Origin of the sequence: Novosphingobium anseongense (assembly GCF_037482895.1) — a bacterium.
Lineage (GTDB): Bacteria > Pseudomonadota > Alphaproteobacteria > Sphingomonadales > Sphingomonadaceae > Novosphingobium > Novosphingobium anseongense.
This window is the reverse complement of record NZ_JBBHJZ010000001.1, coordinates 1,177,350-1,194,078: the sequence shown is the minus strand read 5'-3', so window position 1 is coordinate 1,194,078 and position 16,729 is coordinate 1,177,350. Positions and strand designations below refer to the sequence as shown.

The 16,729-nt window shown below is 65.4% G+C and carries 12 protein-coding genes; 8 read left to right on the top strand and 4 right to left on the bottom strand.

Translation table 11 applies throughout. The features are described 5' to 3' along the window. The first annotated feature begins 2 nt into the window (after positions 1-2). Positions 3-1,199: a carboxynorspermidine decarboxylase gene (locus WG901_RS05730; protein WP_339586042.1), complete on the top strand. Its 1,197-nt coding sequence runs from the start codon at positions 3-5 to the stop codon at positions 1,197-1,199. Positions 1,200-1,304: 105 nt separating this feature from the next. On the opposite strand, the gene WG901_RS05725 is transcribed toward WG901_RS05730, so the two are convergent. After that, complete coding sequence (locus WG901_RS05725; protein ID WP_339586041.1) at positions 1,305-2,264, bottom strand: DUF3137 domain-containing protein; 960 nt, start codon at positions 2,262-2,264, stop codon at positions 1,305-1,307. Positions 2,265-2,333: 69 nt separating this feature from the next. On the opposite strand from WG901_RS05725, the gene WG901_RS05720 reads away from it, so the two are divergent. Together WG901_RS05720 and WG901_RS05715 are read left to right on the top strand one after the other, a co-directional pair. Continuing rightward, positions 2,334-2,885: a LemA family protein gene (locus WG901_RS05720; RefSeq protein ID WP_339586040.1), complete on the top strand. Its 552-nt coding sequence runs from the start codon at positions 2,334-2,336 to the stop codon at positions 2,883-2,885. A gap of 284 nt (positions 2,886-3,169) precedes the next feature. After that, positions 3,170-4,372: a type III PLP-dependent enzyme gene (locus WG901_RS05715; RefSeq protein ID WP_339586039.1), complete on the top strand. Its 1,203-nt coding sequence runs from the start codon at positions 3,170-3,172 to the stop codon at positions 4,370-4,372. Positions 4,373-4,442: 70 nt separating this feature from the next. Here WG901_RS05715 and WG901_RS05710 read toward each other — a convergent pair whose 3' ends face one another. The 3 genes from WG901_RS05710 to murI form a co-directional block, all read right to left on the bottom strand. Next, entirely contained in the window at positions 4,443-6,797 is a 2,355-nt protein-coding gene (locus tag WG901_RS05710; protein WP_339586038.1) for a bifunctional diguanylate cyclase/phosphodiesterase, read from the bottom strand. Positions 6,798-7,040: 243 nt separating this feature from the next. Continuing rightward, entirely contained in the window at positions 7,041-8,261 is a 1,221-nt protein-coding gene (gene hemA / locus WG901_RS05705; RefSeq protein ID WP_339586037.1) for a 5-aminolevulinate synthase, read from the bottom strand. Positions 8,262-8,362: 101 nt separating this feature from the next. Further along, positions 8,363-9,160 (bottom strand): glutamate racemase, encoded by a 798-nt coding sequence (murI, locus tag WG901_RS05700; RefSeq protein WP_339586036.1) that lies wholly within the window; start codon positions 9,158-9,160, stop codon positions 8,363-8,365. Positions 9,161-9,298: 138 nt separating this feature from the next. Here murI and plsY point away from each other — a divergent pair, with 138 nt between their 5' ends. The 5 genes from plsY to WG901_RS05675 all read left to right on the top strand — a co-directional run bounded on the left by plsY (position 9,299) and on the right by WG901_RS05675 (position 16,674). Further along, the gene (plsY, locus tag WG901_RS05695; protein WP_339586035.1) at positions 9,299-9,886 is read left to right on the top strand and encodes a glycerol-3-phosphate 1-O-acyltransferase PlsY; all 588 of its coding nucleotides are present in this window, start codon (positions 9,299-9,301) and stop codon (positions 9,884-9,886) included. Positions 9,887-9,896: 10 nt separating this feature from the next. After that, complete coding sequence (dprA, locus tag WG901_RS05690) at positions 9,897-10,994, top strand: DNA-processing protein DprA (RefSeq protein ID WP_339586034.1); 1,098 nt, start codon at positions 9,897-9,899, stop codon at positions 10,992-10,994. A gap of 136 nt (positions 10,995-11,130) precedes the next feature. Then, positions 11,131-12,114, top strand: coding sequence for a hypothetical protein (locus WG901_RS05685; RefSeq protein ID WP_339586033.1), 984 nt, complete (start codon positions 11,131-11,133; stop codon positions 12,112-12,114). Between the two features lie 92 nt (positions 12,115-12,206). Next, positions 12,207-14,822: a type I DNA topoisomerase gene (gene topA, locus WG901_RS05680; RefSeq protein ID WP_339586032.1), complete on the top strand. Its 2,616-nt coding sequence runs from the start codon at positions 12,207-12,209 to the stop codon at positions 14,820-14,822. A 190-nt stretch (positions 14,823-15,012) separates the two neighbouring features. Beyond that, positions 15,013-16,674, top strand: a complete 1,662-nt coding sequence (locus tag WG901_RS05675; RefSeq protein ID WP_339586031.1) for a hypothetical protein — start codon at positions 15,013-15,015, stop codon at positions 16,672-16,674. Positions 16,675-16,729: the final 55 nt, after the last annotated feature.

The window sequence follows — 16,729 nt, the reverse complement described above, 5'->3', positions numbered from 1 at the left end:
TCATGGAAACCAGAGCCGGCGATCCGGGCGCATTCGCGCAGTTCGATCTCGAGCGCGTCGACAGCCCCGCCTTCGTGGTCGATCAGGCGCGCCTGCGGCAGAACCTGCGCATTCTCGCCGAAGTGCGCGATGCCGCGGGCATCAGGATGCTCTCGGCGCTCAAGGCCTTCTCGATGTGGAGTGTGGCGCCGCTGATCGGCGAATACCTTGACGGCGTCTGCACCTCGGGCCTGTGGGAAGCTCGGCTCGCGGGCGAGTTCTACGACGGCGAGATCGCGACCTATTGCGCGGCCTACAAGGCCGAGGACCTGCCCGAGATCTGCCGTCTGTCGGACCATCTGATCTTCAACTCGCCGGGCCAGATCGAGCGTTTCTGGCCGATCATCGAAGCCGCGCGAGCGCGCGGCGACCATTTCGATATTGGATTGCGCATCAACCCTTTGCATGCCGAAGGTGAGGTCCCGCGTTATGATCCCTGCGCGCCGCGCTCGCGCCTGGGCTTCCCGATCGACCAGTTGACCGAAGAGCATGTCGCCCTAGTCGACGGCATCCACATGCACACCTTGTGCGAGCAGGATTTCGAGCCGCTCCAGCGCACCTGGGAAAAGGTGTTCGACTTCCTCGAACCGCATTTCGGCGAGTTCAAATGGCTCAATCTCGGGGGCGGCCACCACATCACCCGCGCCGACTACCAGCGCGAGGAACTCGTCGGGTTCCTCCGCGACATGGCCGAGGACACCGGCGCCGAGATATACATGGAGCCGGGTGAGGCCGTCGCGCTCGACGCGGGCATTCTTGTCGGCACCGTGCTCGACACGCATTGGAACGGCATGGACCTGGCGATCACCGACGTTTCGGCGACATGCCACATGCCCGACGTGATCGAGGCGCCCTATCGCCCGGCCATGCTCGGCGAGAGGGCAATCGACCGCGAGGTCGACGAAGCGCCCGAAGGCGTGACCCGTCTCGGCGGCCCCTCGTGCCTCGCCGGCGACGTGATCGGCGACTATGCGCTGCCGGTGCCCGTCGAGCCAGGCGTGCGCTTCGCCTTCCTCGACCAAGCGCACTATTCGATGGTCAAGACCACGACCTTCAACGGCGTGCCGCTGCCCTCGATCTGGCTATGGGACAGCGAGACCGACAATCTCGAGCAGGTCCGTCGCTTCGACTACGAGGACTTTCGCGGCCGCTTGAGCTGAGTCCGTCGCGCCATCCCCGCGAAAGCGGGGACGACTGGCAAGTTGTAACTGCGATCTCGGAGCAAATCGCCAAAGGTCGCCGCTTTCGCGGGGATGACGAGCCCGTCAAACCGCCGGCGTGAAATTTCCGCGCGGGGCCTCGTTCAGTCGCTTGGCGAGATCGGCGAGCGTGGCGAACTGGTCGATCGTCTTCACGAGCAGTTCGCGGTCCTTGCCGGCATCGATCGAGCCGCTTTCGAACAGATCCCTCGAATCGATCAGGATCAGCAGTTGGCCGCCGCAGAACAGGCAGCGCAGGTTCGAGCCGGCGAAGGCCTGCTCGACCGCGGTCAGGCGCTCGACATATTCGGGATGGACGAGGAAGCGAGCCTCTACCGGATCGTCGCCCCAGACGGTGAAGCGCTCCTCGAAGGTCTGGTCGACCATGTCGCAGCGTCCCAGTGTCACGCCGCCGAGCTTGATCTCCTCCTTCTCGCCGCCGAACCACTTCTTGCGCGCGCCGTCGCGCTCGACCAGCGTCGTGCCGTGGAAGCGTCGGGTGAAGCCGACCGACAGCACGACGCCGCGGAACACGGTGCGCCACTTCTTCTTGTCGTCGTCCTCGTACTCTACCTCGCAATGGGCTTCGTAGACGCGGAAGGGCAGGGCGCCGACTTCGCCCGACCAGCCGTCCTCGAAACTTGCGCGGTCGTAGCCGGGCACCAGGCCGAATTGGCGCGCGCGTGTCCATTCTTCGCCCGTATCGGGCTCCATGGCGTAGGTCAGCCCGAGCGCCTCGGCGAGCGCGCCGTTGATCCCACCCTTGATCGATTTGGCAACCGCGGTCTTCGCCATCTCGCCCCAGGCCCAGGCGAGGAGCGCGACGAAACCGCCGAACCAGAACCCCGCTTCGAGATCGCGCGCAAGGAGCGACATGACGACGAAGATGCCGAAAGCCGCGATGAAGCCCTTGCGGCGGCGCGCCTGGGCCGTGGCCTTGGCTTCCTCGCGTGCGCCCTGCTGGCTCGCGAGCCACTGGCCCAGCGGGCCGGCGAGCAATGCGTCGGGGTCGGGCCGCTCGATCAAGCGGCTTGCCTCGCTGCGGCGAAATGATAGCCATTCGCAAAGACACTGAAGTCCAAGGGGAAAGCGGACATGGTAACGATCGTCGTCGTCATCGCCATCGTGGTGGTTCTCGCGCTGGTCCTCATCGGCATCTATAACCGGCTCGTCGCGCTCCGCCAGACCTGCCGGCAGGGCATGGCCGACATCGACGCACAACTGCGCCAGCGCAACGACCTGATCCCCAATCTGGTTTCGACGGTGAAGGGCTATGCCACCCACGAGCAGGAGACTCTCGACCGTGTCATCTCGGCGCGCAACCGCGCGGCCAGCGGCGGCGGGGCCGAAGCGGAGAAGGAGCTTAATGGTGCGATCGGCAAGCTGATGGCGCTGGGCGAGGCCTATCCCGATCTCAAGGCCAGCGCGAACTTCCAATCGCTTCAGGGTGAACTCGCCGATACCGAGGACAAGCTCGCAGCCGCGCGGCGTGCGCTGAACAGTGCCTCGGCGCGCTACAATGCGGCGCGCGAGAGCTTTCCCGCGGTCCTCTTCGCAGGTTCGATGGGGTTCGAGCCCTTCGCATTCCACGAATTGGCCCCAGACGAGCGAGCCTCCGTCGGTGCAGTGCCGAACGTCTCGTTCTGAACGAAAAGAGCGGAATGGCGAGTCGCCGCATTTGCACCCCGAATCGTCGTTGGACATTGGTCTAGGCGGCGCGCTGCGGCGGCGAAAACTGTCATATATGTCATTGGTTTGACGCGGTTTATTGAACGAATTCAAGATTGTGGCATTTCTGTGAAAACGGGGGTCCATTTTCACTTGCAGTTCACCACCACGTCCCTATATCGACCCCCCGCTGCCCCATGGGGACTTCCAATAACCGCAAGGCAGCCTTGTCCATCTAACCGTGTTTTTGGGGGTCCCTTGAGTTGCACATTCACCAAGACGCATCGGCTGTAGCGCGCACCATTGCGCCTGACGAACCGGTCATTCTGAACCGTCCGCAAGCCGCGGCGCGGGCAGCACGCTTTTTCGTCGAAAAGTTTCCGGGCAAGTCGCTTTATGCGGTCAAGGCGAATCCCTCGCCCGAGCTCATCCGTGTCCTCTGGGATTCGGGTGTGACGCATTACGACGTCGCCTCGATCGCCGAAGTGCGCCTGGTTCGCGAGACGCTGCCCGAGGCCGAGCTGTGCTTCATGCACCCGGTCAAGCCGGCGGCTGCGATTGCCGAGGCCTACAAGGTCCACGGCGTGCGCACCTTCAGCCTCGACAGCCACGAAGAGCTGGCCAAGATCGTCAAGGCGACCGCCGACGAAAACGGCGAGCCGGCGGCTGATCTGCGCCTCTGCGTGCGCCTGCGCGTCTCTTCCGAATATTCGGAACTGAGCCTGGCCTCGAAGTTCGGCGTTGATCTGGCCGATGCGGCACCGCTGCTCCAGGCGACTCGCCAGGTTGCCGACTGGCTCGGCATCTGCTTCCACGTCGGCAGCCAGGCGATGACGCCGTTTGCCTATGTCCAGGCGCTCGAGCGCGTCCGCGCGGCGATCGTCGACGCGTCGGTCACGGTCGACATCATCGATGTCGGCGGGGGCTTCCCCTCGGTCTATCCGGGCATGGAACCGCCGCCGCTAGAGGACTACTTCGCCTCGATCCACCGCGCCGCCGAATCGCTGCCGGTGTCGTACTCGTCCGAGCTGTGGTGCGAACCCGGCCGCGCGCTCTGCGCCGAGTACAACTCGCTGATCGTTAAGGTCGAGAAGCGCCGCGGCAAGGAACTCTACATCAACGATGGCGCCTATGGCGCGCTGTTCGATGCCGCACATCTCGGCTGGCGTTTCCCGGTCCGCAGCCTCGCACCGGTCCAGGGCGAGGTCAGCGAAGGCTTCTCGTTCTACGGCCCGACCTGCGACGATGCCGACTATATGGAAGGTCCGTTCCCGCTACCGGCGGAGATCGAGGCCGGCGACTACATCGAGATCGGCATGCTCGGCGCCTATGGCGCGGCCATGCGGACCGGCTTCAACGGCTTCGGCCAGGGCGCCGCGATCGAAGTGTCGGACGAGCCGATGTCGAGCCTCTACACGGGCCGCCGCGATCCGCGCGTTTCGGACAACGTCGTCTCGCTGCGCTGAGCCGATAACGTTCCAACAAAAAGCCCCCGGGAGCCAAGGCTTCCGGGGGCTTTTTGTGCAGTGCGTGCGGTCAGGCCGCGCGTTGGTCCAAGTCGATATCGACCCGGCCGCCGACGATGTCGTCGAATTGCTCGATCGGTGCCGGCCTACTGATCGCGTAGCCCTGGATCAGTTCGCAGCCCTTGCGCTTGAGCATGTCGATCTGCATCTCGGTCTCGACGCCCTCTGCCAGAATCTCGACGTCGAGACCTTTCGCCAGCCCGATGATCGCGCGGATGATCGCGCGCGACTGCGGATTGGTTTCCATGTCGCGGATGAAGGTCTGGTCGATCTTCACCTTGTCGAAGGGGAACTGGCGGAAATAGCTTAGCGACGAATAGCCGGTGCCGAAGTCGTCCATCGAGATGTGCACGCCGAGCGCCTTGAACGCGTTGAGGATGCGCAGCGCGCCGTCGGCATCCTTGACCAGCACGCCTTCGGTGATCTCGATGTCGAGCCGCGAGGCTTCGAGCCCGCTCCAGGCGAGCGCCGAGGCGACGACCTCGACGATGTTGCCCGTGGTGAACTGCACCGGCGAGAGATTGACCGCGATCTTGAGGCCATTTGGCCAGCGCGCGGCTTCGCGGCAGGCTTCGCGTATCACCCACTCCCCGATCGGCACGATGAGACCGGTTTCCTCGGCGAGCGGGATGAAGGTCACGGGCGAGATCTGGCCGAGTTCGGGATGAGTCCACCGCAGCAGCGCTTCGAAGCCGATGATGTCGCCCGTCGTGAGATTGGCGAGCGGCTGGTAGTGCAGCTTGAGCTGCCCCTCCTGCAGCGCGGTGCGCAGGTCGGCCTTCATGCGGAAGGCCTCGACGACCTGATCGTCCATGCCACAGTCGAAAAACCGGAAGCACGAGCGGCCATCGCTCTTGGCACGATAGAGTGCGAGATCGGCGCGGCTGTGCAAGGTCTGCGCGTCGAGCGCATCGGTCGGTGCATAGGCGATGCCGATCGAGGCACCGATCGTGATCATCTGATCTTCGACCGTGAAAGGCGCGGAGAGCTCCTCGATGATGTCCTCGGCCAGTTGCGACGCACGATGGGGTGCGCGTTGGGTCAGAACCGCGAATTCGTCGCCGCCGAGCCGGGCCAGCAGTTCGGTTTTGTCGAGCAGCGCGTTGATGCGGCGCGTCACCTTGACGAGAAGCGTATCGCCCATCGGGTGGCCGTAGAGATCGTTGACCGGCTTGAAGCGATCGAGATCGATGCAGAGCAGGCCGAGCGGCTGGGCCTCGCTGGCGCCTGCAAGGCGTTCTTCCATGGCCCGGTTGAACGCCAGGCGGTTGCCGACGCCGGTCAGCGGATCGTGATTGGCGAGGTGGGCAATACGCGCGGCTGCCGCCTTGCGATCGCTGATGTCACGAACGACCAACAGCGTGCAGGGCTTGCCGGCCATACTCGTACGGCGCAGGGCAGCCTCGATGTCGAGCGCCTCGGCATCGCGCCGGACGAGCGTCGTTTCGATGAAAGGCCCTTCGCGATCGGCGGCGGCGACAGCAAGATCGGGGATCAGTTCGCCAAGGTCGATCTGCACGGGGGCATCGGCTTCGTCATAGCCGGCCAGCTTCCAGAACACCGCGTTGGCGTCGACGATGCGATCGTCCTCGAGCACCGCAAGGCCTTCCATCGCGGTGTCGGCGAAAAGCTTCATCCGCCGGGCCTCTTCCTGGCCATTGGAGATGATCCGGCGCTCGGTCTTGAGCATGACTATGCTGACCATGAGCAGCGCGACGACGAAGGCCGAGACGACGATTGTCAGGCTTTGCGAGCTGATGGAGCTGGGAGATATCACGACCTGGGGATCGGGGATGATCGTGATCGCGGCCATCGAGCCGAAGTGGATCGAAGCCACGGCGAGTGTGAACAGAAGCGCCGGTATGACCGTGAAGCGCGTCTTGAGACGGCTGAAGGTCCAGCTTGAGGCGGCGACGAGCACTACGCCGGCGGCCGAGGCCGAGAGAATGGTCGGAAAGTCGTAATCGAGCCGGCCGGCGGTTTCGAGCGCGGCCATGCCGATGAAATGCATCGTCGAGATACCCACCGTCATCTGCAGCGAGCCCCAGACGATCGAGCGGATGTTCACCGCCGCGAAACAGACCGCGAAGCATACGGCGAAGGAGAGCACGGTCAGAAGGGGAGAGTAGGCGCTCGGCAGATGCGGCTGATAGGCCAGCATCGCGATGAAATGGGTCGCCCAGATGCCCGATGCGACGACGAAGGCGATCATCACGCTCCAGCGCCGCTGCGGCAGCGTGGCCATGCGACGGATGTCGCCGGCAAGGGTGAAGCTTGTGAGTTCGGTAAAGAAGCAGATCGCGACCGCGACCAGCAACAGACGCAGGTCATGCTCCTGCGTGATGCAGCTAAAGACCTTCAACATTGTCTCGTTCGCGACCTCTCGTACCCCCATCCCGTTCGGGGGCGGACCGGAAAGCTGCCGGTTCCTTAGGCCTTCGGACTAGACGAAACTGGTGAACGAAATCGTAGAAGCCGCTCGGGCTTCTACGAGGAAGTTTTAGACCTTGGTCTAACCGGGTTTCGGGGCTCCATACGAGATCGGCCACGACGATGCTTAACGCATGCGCCGTGGCCGATCTTGAGGAACCCCGAGGGTTCGGAGGGATCAGGCCGCTTCGAGCAGCTCCATGTCCAGCCGTTCCCAGATCTCGACGAGCGCGGCGGTCAGCTCGCGCATCATCTCCTCGCTGTGCGAAGGGCCGGGGGTGAAGCGCAGACGCTCGGTGCCGCGGGGCACGGTCGGGAAGTTGATCGGCTGGACGTAGACGCCGTATTCGGCGAGCAGGATGTCGCTGATCTTCTTGGCCTTGACCGGATCGCCGACCATCAGCGGCACGATATGCGTGGTCGAGGGCATGACGGGCAGGCCGGCGTCTGCGAACAGCGCTTTGAGCGTCGCGGCGGCGGCCTGCTGACCGTCGCGCTCGGCCGAGCTTGCCTTGAGGTGCTTGACCGAGGCGAGCACGCCCGCGACGAGCACCGGCGAAAGGCTGGTGGTGAAGATGAAACCCGGAGCATAGCTGCGGATCACGTCGATGATCTTGTTGTCCGCGGCGATATAGCCACCCATGACACCGAAAGCCTTGCCGAGCGTGCCCTCGATGATGGTGATGCGGTGCGCGGCTTCGTCGCGGTCGGTGATGCCGCCGCCACGCGGTCCGTACATGCCCACGGCGTGGACCTCGTCGATATAGGTCAGCGCATTGTACTTGTCGGCCAGATCGCAGATCTCGTGGATCGGGGCGACATCGCCGTCCATCGAATAGACGCTCTCGAAGGCGATCAGCTTGGGCACCGAGGGATCGGCCGCCGCGAGCAGTTCCTCGAGATGGGCGACGTCGTTGTGCCGCCAGACCTGTTTGTCGCAGCCCGAATTGCGGATGCCCGCGATCATCGATGCGTGGTTGAGTTCGTCCGAGAAGATGATGCAGCCGGGCAGGATCTTGGCGAGCGTCGACAGCGTCGCGTCGTTCGAGACATAGCCCGAGGTGAACAGCAGCGCGCCGTCCTTGCCGTGGAGGTCGGCGAGTTCGCGCTCGAGTTCGATGTGGTAATGGGTGTTGCCGCCGATGTTGCGCGTGCCGCCCGAACCGGCGCCGACGTTGTGCAGCGCCTCTTCCATCGCGGCGATGACCTTGGGGTGCTGGCCCATCGCCAGATAGTCGTTCGAGCACCAGACGGTGATCGGCTTGGGGCCGTTGTGGCCCGCAAAGCACCGCGCGTTGGGAAACGCGCCCTTGTTGCGCAGGATGTCGATGAAGACGCGATAGCGCCCTTCTGCATGCAGGCGCTCGATAGCCTGGTCGAAAATCTTGTCGTAGTTCACAAAAGCCCGTCCTGTGAAATTTCTTGGCCTTCCCCCGGGCCTTTGGTCAGCGCCTTAGCCGAACCCCGGTGATTTTGCCAGCGCCTTTGATCTAGGATGCGTCACAGGATTTCCATACGGTTTAACCCGTAGTGAGCCAAAGCGGGCAGCAGCGCGGCCACGTCCTCGCCGTCGCGGGTGAACAGTGCGAGGTCGGGCGACGTGCGTACGAACGCTTGACCTTCGGTGAGGTGGGCCACGCGCCGCGCGATTCCCTGGGCGCCATGAACGAAGCCCACGCCGGGGCCGAAAACTTCGGCGAGTTCGCGTTCGACCAGAGGGAAATGGGTACAGGCGAGCACGACCGTATCGATCGTCTCGCCGCCGGGCTGATCGCGCAGTCCCGCGGCCGCGCGGGCATAGGCAGCGCGATCGACCGGCTCACCGCGCAACCGCGCTTCGGCGGCGGCGACGAGACCGGGTGCGCCATGGCGCAACAGCCGCTTGCCCTGGGCGAACTCGGCCTCGAGTCGATCGACATAGCCCTGACGGATCGTCGCTTCGGTGCCGAGCAGGCCGATCGTGCCGGTTTCGGTCAGCGCCGCTGCCGGCTTAATCGCGGGGACGGTGCCGACGATCGGCACTTCGAGCACTTCGCGGACCATGCCGAGCGCGATCGTCGAAGCCGTGTTGCAGGCGATGCAGACCAGTCGCGGACGATAGCGTTCGGTCATGCGACCGAGCAGCCCGGCGACGCGCGCGGCGATCTGCGCCTCGGTCTTGTTGCCATAGGGCAGGCCGGCATTGTCGGCGGCATAGATGATCGGCGCATCGGGCAATTGCGCGCGCAGCTCGGCGAGCACCGAGAGACCGCCGACGCCGGAATCGAACAGGAGGATGGGGGCGGAAGCTTCGGTCAAAACAACAATCCTCGTCCGCCCTTAGCTTGCCTGTCCCCGCGGAGGCGGGGACCGAAGGGCCGCCCTTTACTTCGGCAACGGAGCAAAAGGAAGAACAGCCCTTCGACAAGCTCAGGGTGGGCGGTTATGGGTGCCGACATGGAGTGGATTTTCGGCCTTTTGCTCGGTTACGCCCTCGGCTCGGTGCCGTTCGGCCTGATCCTCACGCGCCTGACCGGGGCCGGCGACCTGCGGGCGATCGGTTCGGGTAACATCGGCGCGACCAACGTGCTGCGCACGGGCCGCAAGGGCCTGGCCGCAGCGACTTTGCTGCTCGATCTTGCCAAGGGTCTCTTCGCCGTGCTGATCGCCGCGCATCTGTGGCCGGCCGCCGCCGGTTTCGCAGCGCTGGGTGCCGTGCTCGGCCACTGCTTCCCGGTCTGGCTCAAGTTCAAGGGCGGCAAGGGCGTTGCCACGCTGATGGGCGTATCGCTCGGTCTCGCCTGGCCGATCGGGCTGGCCTATGCCGTGACCTGGCTCGGCGTTCTCGCGCTGACGCGGATCTCCTCGCTGTCGGGGATGAGCGCTGCGGTGATCGCACCGATCGCCGCCTTGGCCACGGGGCACGAGATCTTCGTGCCGCCGCTGATCCTGCTCGCAGCCCTCGTGATCTGGATGCACCGCGCCAATATCGGCCGCCTGCGCGCCGGGACCGAGCCAAAGGTCGGGGGCGGCAAGGCCTCATGAGCGAGGCGGCGTGAGCGAGGGGCGAGGCGGGCTGAACCAGGCCGAGGCCTTCGCCCGCATCCGCCTGCTGCGCTCACCCAACATCGGGCCGATCGGCTATCGCCAGCTCCTGTTGCGGTTCGGCGATGCCGTGGCCGCGCTCGCGGCCTTGCCCGATCTCGCAGCGCGTGGCGGGCGGCCCTATCGGCCCGCACTCGAGTCGCGCGTGATTGAGGAGATCGCCGGCGTGAAGCGCGCCGGCGCACGCTATCTCTTCCATGACCTGCCCGACTATCCAGCGCTGCTCGCCCGGATCGACAGCGCGCCCCCGATCCTGACGATTCGCGGCGACGCGACGCTGGCGTCGCGCCCCGCCGTGGCGGTGGTCGGCGCGCGTAACGCTTCGGCGGCGGCGGTGAAACTGGCGCGCGATTTCGCGGCGGGGCTGGCCGAGGCCGGCCTCGTCGTGGTCTCGGGCCTGGCACGCGGCATCGACGGCGCGGCGCATCGTGGTGCCTTGTCGGTCGGATCTACCATCGGGGTGATCGCCAGCGGCATCGACGTGGCCTATCCGCCCGAGCACGCCGAGCTTCAGAACGAGGTCGCCACGCGCGGCCTGCTGGTGGCCGAACAGCCCATCGGCACCGAGCCACTGGCCCGGCACTTTCCCTCGCGAAACCGCATCATCGCCGGGCTCGCCGCGGGAACTCTGGTGGTCGAGGCAGCGCCCAAGTCGGGCTCGCTGATCACGGCGCGCCTGGCGGGCGAGTTCGGGCGCGAGGTCATGGCGATCCCGGGCTCGCCGCTCGACAGCCGTTCGCACGGTTGCAACCAGCTGATCCGCGAAGGCGCAGTGCTCGTGCAGACGCCCGACGATGTGATTGAGTTGCTCTCGGGCTACGATGGAGCGCCGCGCGAAGCGGTGCCGATCATGCGCGTGGTCGAGGAGGTGGCCGATGGATCTGCCGACATCGCCGGTCTGCTCACCACGGCCCCGATCGCGGTCGACGAACTCATCCGCCAGAGCGGCGAGAGCCCCGCGGCGGTGCAACTCGCCCTGCTCGAACTCGAGATCACCGGTCGCCTGACACGTCATGCCGCCGGCAGGGTCTCGCTCACCGGCGGCTGATCGCCCGAGCGGCGTCAACCCCTGAACAGGGGTATGTGAGAGTAATGTGCCTTAAATTCCGTCACTTGATCGAAAGTATCGATAAAGTATGATGCTCACGTCTTAGGGGAAGACGACAAGGGGCATTACTATGGGGATGAGGAAGACCGCGACCGGTTTCGCCGTCGCTATTTCGCTTATCGGCGCCGCGCCAGCGCTGTCCAAGCAATCCGAGCCGGTGAAGGTCACTTCGGCCAACGCGATCAAGGGCACGCAACGCGTCACGATCGGCCAGTTCACGATCGGCTTTCTGATCGAGCGAAAGGATTCGACCAAGGCCGGGGGCGGTCTGATGGGCTCGGGCTTCGGCGGTCGCTCGACCGTGCGCTCGACCCTGGCGGGATACACCCAGGCCGAGATGCAGGAGATCGTCGATGCAGCCTATGGTGATTTCGTCACCCAGCTCACCGCGGCGGGCTTCGAAGTTGCCGATCGCACCTCGCTCGAGGCGCATCCCGCTATGGCGCGCGCGCGCGGCGAGGCCGGCCCCAAGGAGATGACAACGATCACCGGCCGCGACGACAAGGCGAAAGTGCTGTTCATCGGTGCGAGCCAGACCCAGCCGCTGCGCCTGCTGATCGGCGACGTCGCCGCCAGCGGTTTCGGTGCGATGGGGATGATCATGTCGGGCAGCCAGGCGGCGCAGGGCTTTGCGGCCTACGTCAAGGACACGGACACGCGCGTGGTCAACGTCGTCTACTACCTCGATTTCGCCAAGAGCGAGGAATACGGCGGCTGGTTCCGCAATTCCTCGGCGGTCCAGGTCGAGGGTGGGCTGGCGATGATGGAGACCCAGTCGAAGTTGTCGATCATCGGTCCGAACAACAAGACCGGCAGCCTGGTCCTGAACGAGCCTGTCGCGATCGGCGGCAACTTCTTCCGCAAGACCGACGCGATGGGCAGCGGTGAAAAGGTCTCCAATGCCCTGGGCAATGCCATCGGCCTGCTTGGTGGGGTGGGCACCAATTCCTCGAAGAAGTTCACCTTCACCCCCGAGCCGGGCGCCTATTCGGCTGGCGCGCGCCAGCTCGCGACCGAGGCGAACCAGGTGCTGGTGTCGAAGCTGGCGACCTTGCGCTGAATCGAACGGACGCTTGACGGCTGCCCCAAAGGGTTACCACCTTACGCGTACACGTATACATGCACGTGTGAGCAGGGGCATACAGAGACGCAATGCAGCTAGTCATCGTAGAATCGCCCGCCAAGGCGAAGACCATCGAGAAGTACCTGGGCAAGGACTACAAGGTCCTCGCGTCCTACGGCCACGTTCGCGACCTGCCGGCCAAGGACGGTTCGGTCCGCCCGGACGAAGAGTTCGCGATGGACTGGGAGCTTTACGGCGACAAGGCCAAGCAGGTGAAGGCGATCACCGATCTGGCCAAGCAGGCCGATCGCCTGATCCTCGCAACCGACCCTGACCGCGAGGGCGAGGCGATAAGCTGGCACGTGCGCGAACTGCTCGCCAAGAAGAAGGCGCTGCCCAAGGACGTCCAGCGCGTCACCTTCAACGCCATCACCAAGGACACGGTGACCAAGGCGATGACTCAGCCGCGCGAGCTCGATCAGGATCTGATCGACGCCTACCTGGCGCGTCGCGCGCTCGATTACCTGTTCGGCTTCACGCTGTCGCCGGTGCTCTGGCGCAAGCTGCCCGGCGCCAAGAGCGCGGGCCGCGTGCAGTCGGTGGCACTGCGCCTGATCGTCGAGCGCGACCGCGAGATCGAGGCGTTCAAGCCGCAGGAATACTGGTCGGTCGCCGCGCAGATGGAGAAGGGCGGCACCGAGTTCACCGCGCGTCTCGTCAAGTTCGAGGGGCAGAAGCTCGACCGGCTGAGCCTGGGCGAGCAGGGCATTGCCGAGCGCGCCAAGGCCGCAGTCGAGGGCGGGGCTTTCCGCGTCGAGGAGGTTGAGACCAAGCCGACCCGCCGCAACCCGCAGCCGCCTTTCACCACCTCGACCCTGCAACAGGAGGCCGCGCGCAAGCTGGGCTTCTCGGCCAGCCACACGATGCGGATCGCCCAGACGCTCTACGAGCAGGGCGCGATCACCTACATGCGTACCGACGGCGTCCAGATGGATCCCTCGGCGATCTCTGCCGCGCGCGCGGCGATCACCGATCGCTATTCGGGGCACTACGTCCCCGAGAAGCCGCGCCACTACGAGACCAAGGCCAAGAACGCGCAGGAAGCCCACGAGGCGATCCGACCGACCGACTTCACCAAGGACCGCTACGGTTCGGGCGACGAGGCGCGGCTCTACGAGCTCGTCTGGAAGCGCGCGCTGGCGAGCCAGATGGCCTCGGCCAATATCGAACGCACCACGGTCACCCTGCGCGACGGTACCGGCACGCACGAACTGCGCGCGACCGGCCAGGTCGTGAAGTTCCCCGGCTTCCTCGCAGTCTACGAGGAAGGCCGTGACCAGAAGACCGACGGCGCGGACGACGACGAGTCGGGCCTGCTGCCGGCGATGGACAAGGGCGACATGCCCGCCAAGAAGGGCGTCGAGGCCAGCCAGCACTTCACCCAGCCGCCGCCGCGCTTCTCCGAAGCCAGCTTGGTCAAGCGCCTCGAAGAACTCGGCATCGGTCGGCCTTCGACCTATGCCTCGACCCTGCAGGTGCTCAAGGACCGCTCCTACGTCCGCACCGAGAAGAACCGCTTCTTCGCAGAGGAGAGCGGCCGACTGCTGACGGCCTTCCTCGAGCGCTTCTTCCCGCGCTATGTCGCCTACGATTTCACCGCGGGCATGGAAGACGAGCTCGACGAGGTTTCGGGTGGGCGCGAGCAGTGGAAGGAACTGCTCGCCAAGTTCTGGAAGGACTTCAAGCCCAAGTCCGACGAGGTGATGGAGCGCAAGCCTTCGGAAGTGACCGAAGCGCTCGACGAGTTCCTGTCCGACTATCTGTTCCCGCCGCGCGACGACGGCTCGGACCCGCGTCTGTGCCCCAAGTGCCAGGAAGGCCGGCTGTCGCTGCGCGGCGGCCGCTATGGCGCCTTCATCGCCTGCTCGAACTATCCCGAGTGCAAGTTCACCCGCAAGTTCGCCCAGCCGGGCGCCGACGGCCAGGATGCCGAAGGCGACGGCGTGCTCGGCAACCATCCCGAGACGGGCGAGGAGATCACGCGCAAGGCAGGCCGCTTCGGCCCCTACATCCAGATGGGCGAGGGCAAGGAGGCCAAGCGCGGCTCGATCCCCAAGGACCTGCCGGGCGGCGAACTGACGCTCGACTGGGCGGTCAAGCTGCTCGACCTACCACGCACGATCGGCGAGCATCCCGAGACGGGCCAGCCGATCACCGCGAGCATCGGTCGCTATGGCCCCTACCTCGCGCACAACGGCAAGTACGCGAAGCTGCGCGGTACGATCGAGGTCTTCGAGACCGGCATGAACCTGGCCGTGACCAAGCTGGCCGAAGCCGCTGCCGGCGGCGGACGCGGCGCGCGCACGGCGGCCGAACCGCTCAACACCTTCGGTCCGCACCCGACCTCTGGCGGCGAGATGAAGCTGATGGCGGGGCGCTATGGCCCTTACGTCACCGACGGCACCACGAACGCCACCCTGCCGCGCGACAAGAAGCCCGAAGACCTGACCTTGGAAGAAGCCATCGTCCTGATCGACGAGCGCGCCGCCAAGGGGCCGTCGACGAAGGGCGGTCGCAAGAAGGCACCCGCGAAGAAGCCAGCGGCCAAGAAGGCGACACCGGCCAAGAAGGACGGCGCCACCAAGGCGCCTGCCAAGAAAGCCCCCGCCAAGAAGGCGCCGGCGAAGAAAAAGGCGGCCGAATAGTTTCATCGAGGGCAGGGTTTAGGTCCCGCTCCCGTCATTCTGACGTTCATCAGGATGACGGGAGCTCGGTCTTGCCGACCTGTTGTGAGGCACCCTCGCGTAGATTTACGTGAGGAGCAAAGTCACCATATGTTTACTATGTCTGGGGCAGAGGGGAGCGGCAGCATTGCCGCGAAAGAAGAGCACCCCTTTGTCCGAGACCAAACGCACCAAAGGCTCGACCACCCGCCGGGCTGCGGGGCGCGAAGCCGTGGACGTGCTCGAGAAGGGCGCGGAGGCTGAGGTCTTGGCGACTGACCACGTCGTCGACCTCGACGATGTTCTCGGCGATCTCGGCGTGCCCGTGCCGGTCGAAACGCTCGACGGCCTGGACGATATTCTCGGCGAAATCCTGCCGCCACCCGCTCCGGTCGAACCCGATGACTTCGACGACATTCTCGCGGACATCGCGCCTGCGCCTGCGGCGGTCGAGGATCTGGACGACATTCTGGGTGAACTCGCAGCGGCGCCGACGGACACGCCGCCGAGCGCGGACTATGTCATGGGCAAACCCGCGCCGGCGCCGACCAGCGACGCGCTCGACGACATCTTGGGCGAGCTCGCACCGGCCCCCGCCGACGTGGTCGACAGCCTCGACGACATTCTGGGCGAAATCGCGCCTCCCACCGCAGCGGCCGACAGCCTCGACGACATCCTCGGCGAAATAGCTCCGGTCGAGAGCCTGGACGATATTCTTGGCGAGATCGCGCCGCCAGCTCGGGTCGAGACGGTAGAAAGTCTCGACGATATTCTCGGCGAGATCGCACCCGCGTCTTCGGCTCAGCCGGCCGAAAGCCTGGACGACATTCTCGGCGAACTCGCTCCGTTGCCTCCGGTCGAGAGTCTAGACGACATTCTCGGTGAACTTGCACCGCTGCCACCGGCCGAGAGCCTCGACGACATCCTCGGTGAACTGGCGCCGCTGCCGGCTCCGATCGACGCCGGCGAGAGCCTGGACGACATCCTCGGCGAATTGGCGCCGCCGGCGCCGGCCGCCGATCCCGTGGTTGAGACCAAGGCTAAGGGCAAAAAGCGCGGCGAAAAGGAGGTTGCTCCAGTCGAAGCGCCTGAGGCGATGTCGGACGACTTCAACGCGATGCTCGACGAGATGGCGGCCTCGATGCCCGATCCCGTCGTGGAAAGTGCGTCCGAAGCCGAAGGCGAGGGCACCGAAGAGGGCGAGGACGGCTCGAAGAAGAAGCCCGGTCTCGTCACCAAGCTGCGCGCGCTTGCCGGCAAGGCCGTGGTCGCCGTGGCAACACCGTTCAAGGGCAAGCGCGAGATCTCGCGCATGACCTTCGCCGGCATGATCGCATCGATCGGCGTGTTGGGCACGGCCGTGGTCGGCCAGGCCACCTATATCATCGCGCGCCCGTCCGGCGCCGTGCATCACGCGCCCGAACCCGCGCCTGCGCGGACGATCGTGCCGGTCGACTATTCGAAGGTCGACATGACGCTCTATCGCGACAAGGTTCGCTCGCTCCACGAGGGCGGTCGCGACATGCTGCGCAACCCGGCGATCAAGGAGGCGGTGCTCAATCTCGACAACGGCGAGATGCTGCACGAGGAACTGCGCGAACTCGCCCGGGGTGACGCCGCGGCCGACCGCGTCGATATCCGTAACGACCAGGTGACGATCACTTCGTGCGAAGGGATGATCTGTCCGGCCAAGAGCTTCAAGCTGGTCTATCGTCTGCAGACCGAGGACGCGGTTGTCTGCATGACCGAGCGCACCGGCGAAGGGCTGGCGCGGTCCTACAGCTTCGGTCCCGACGGCTACCACGAATGGCCGAGCTGCGACGCGATCCACTGAGTTAGTTGGTCCTCCCCTGTAAGGGGAGGGGGACCGCCAGCGTAGCTGGTGGTGG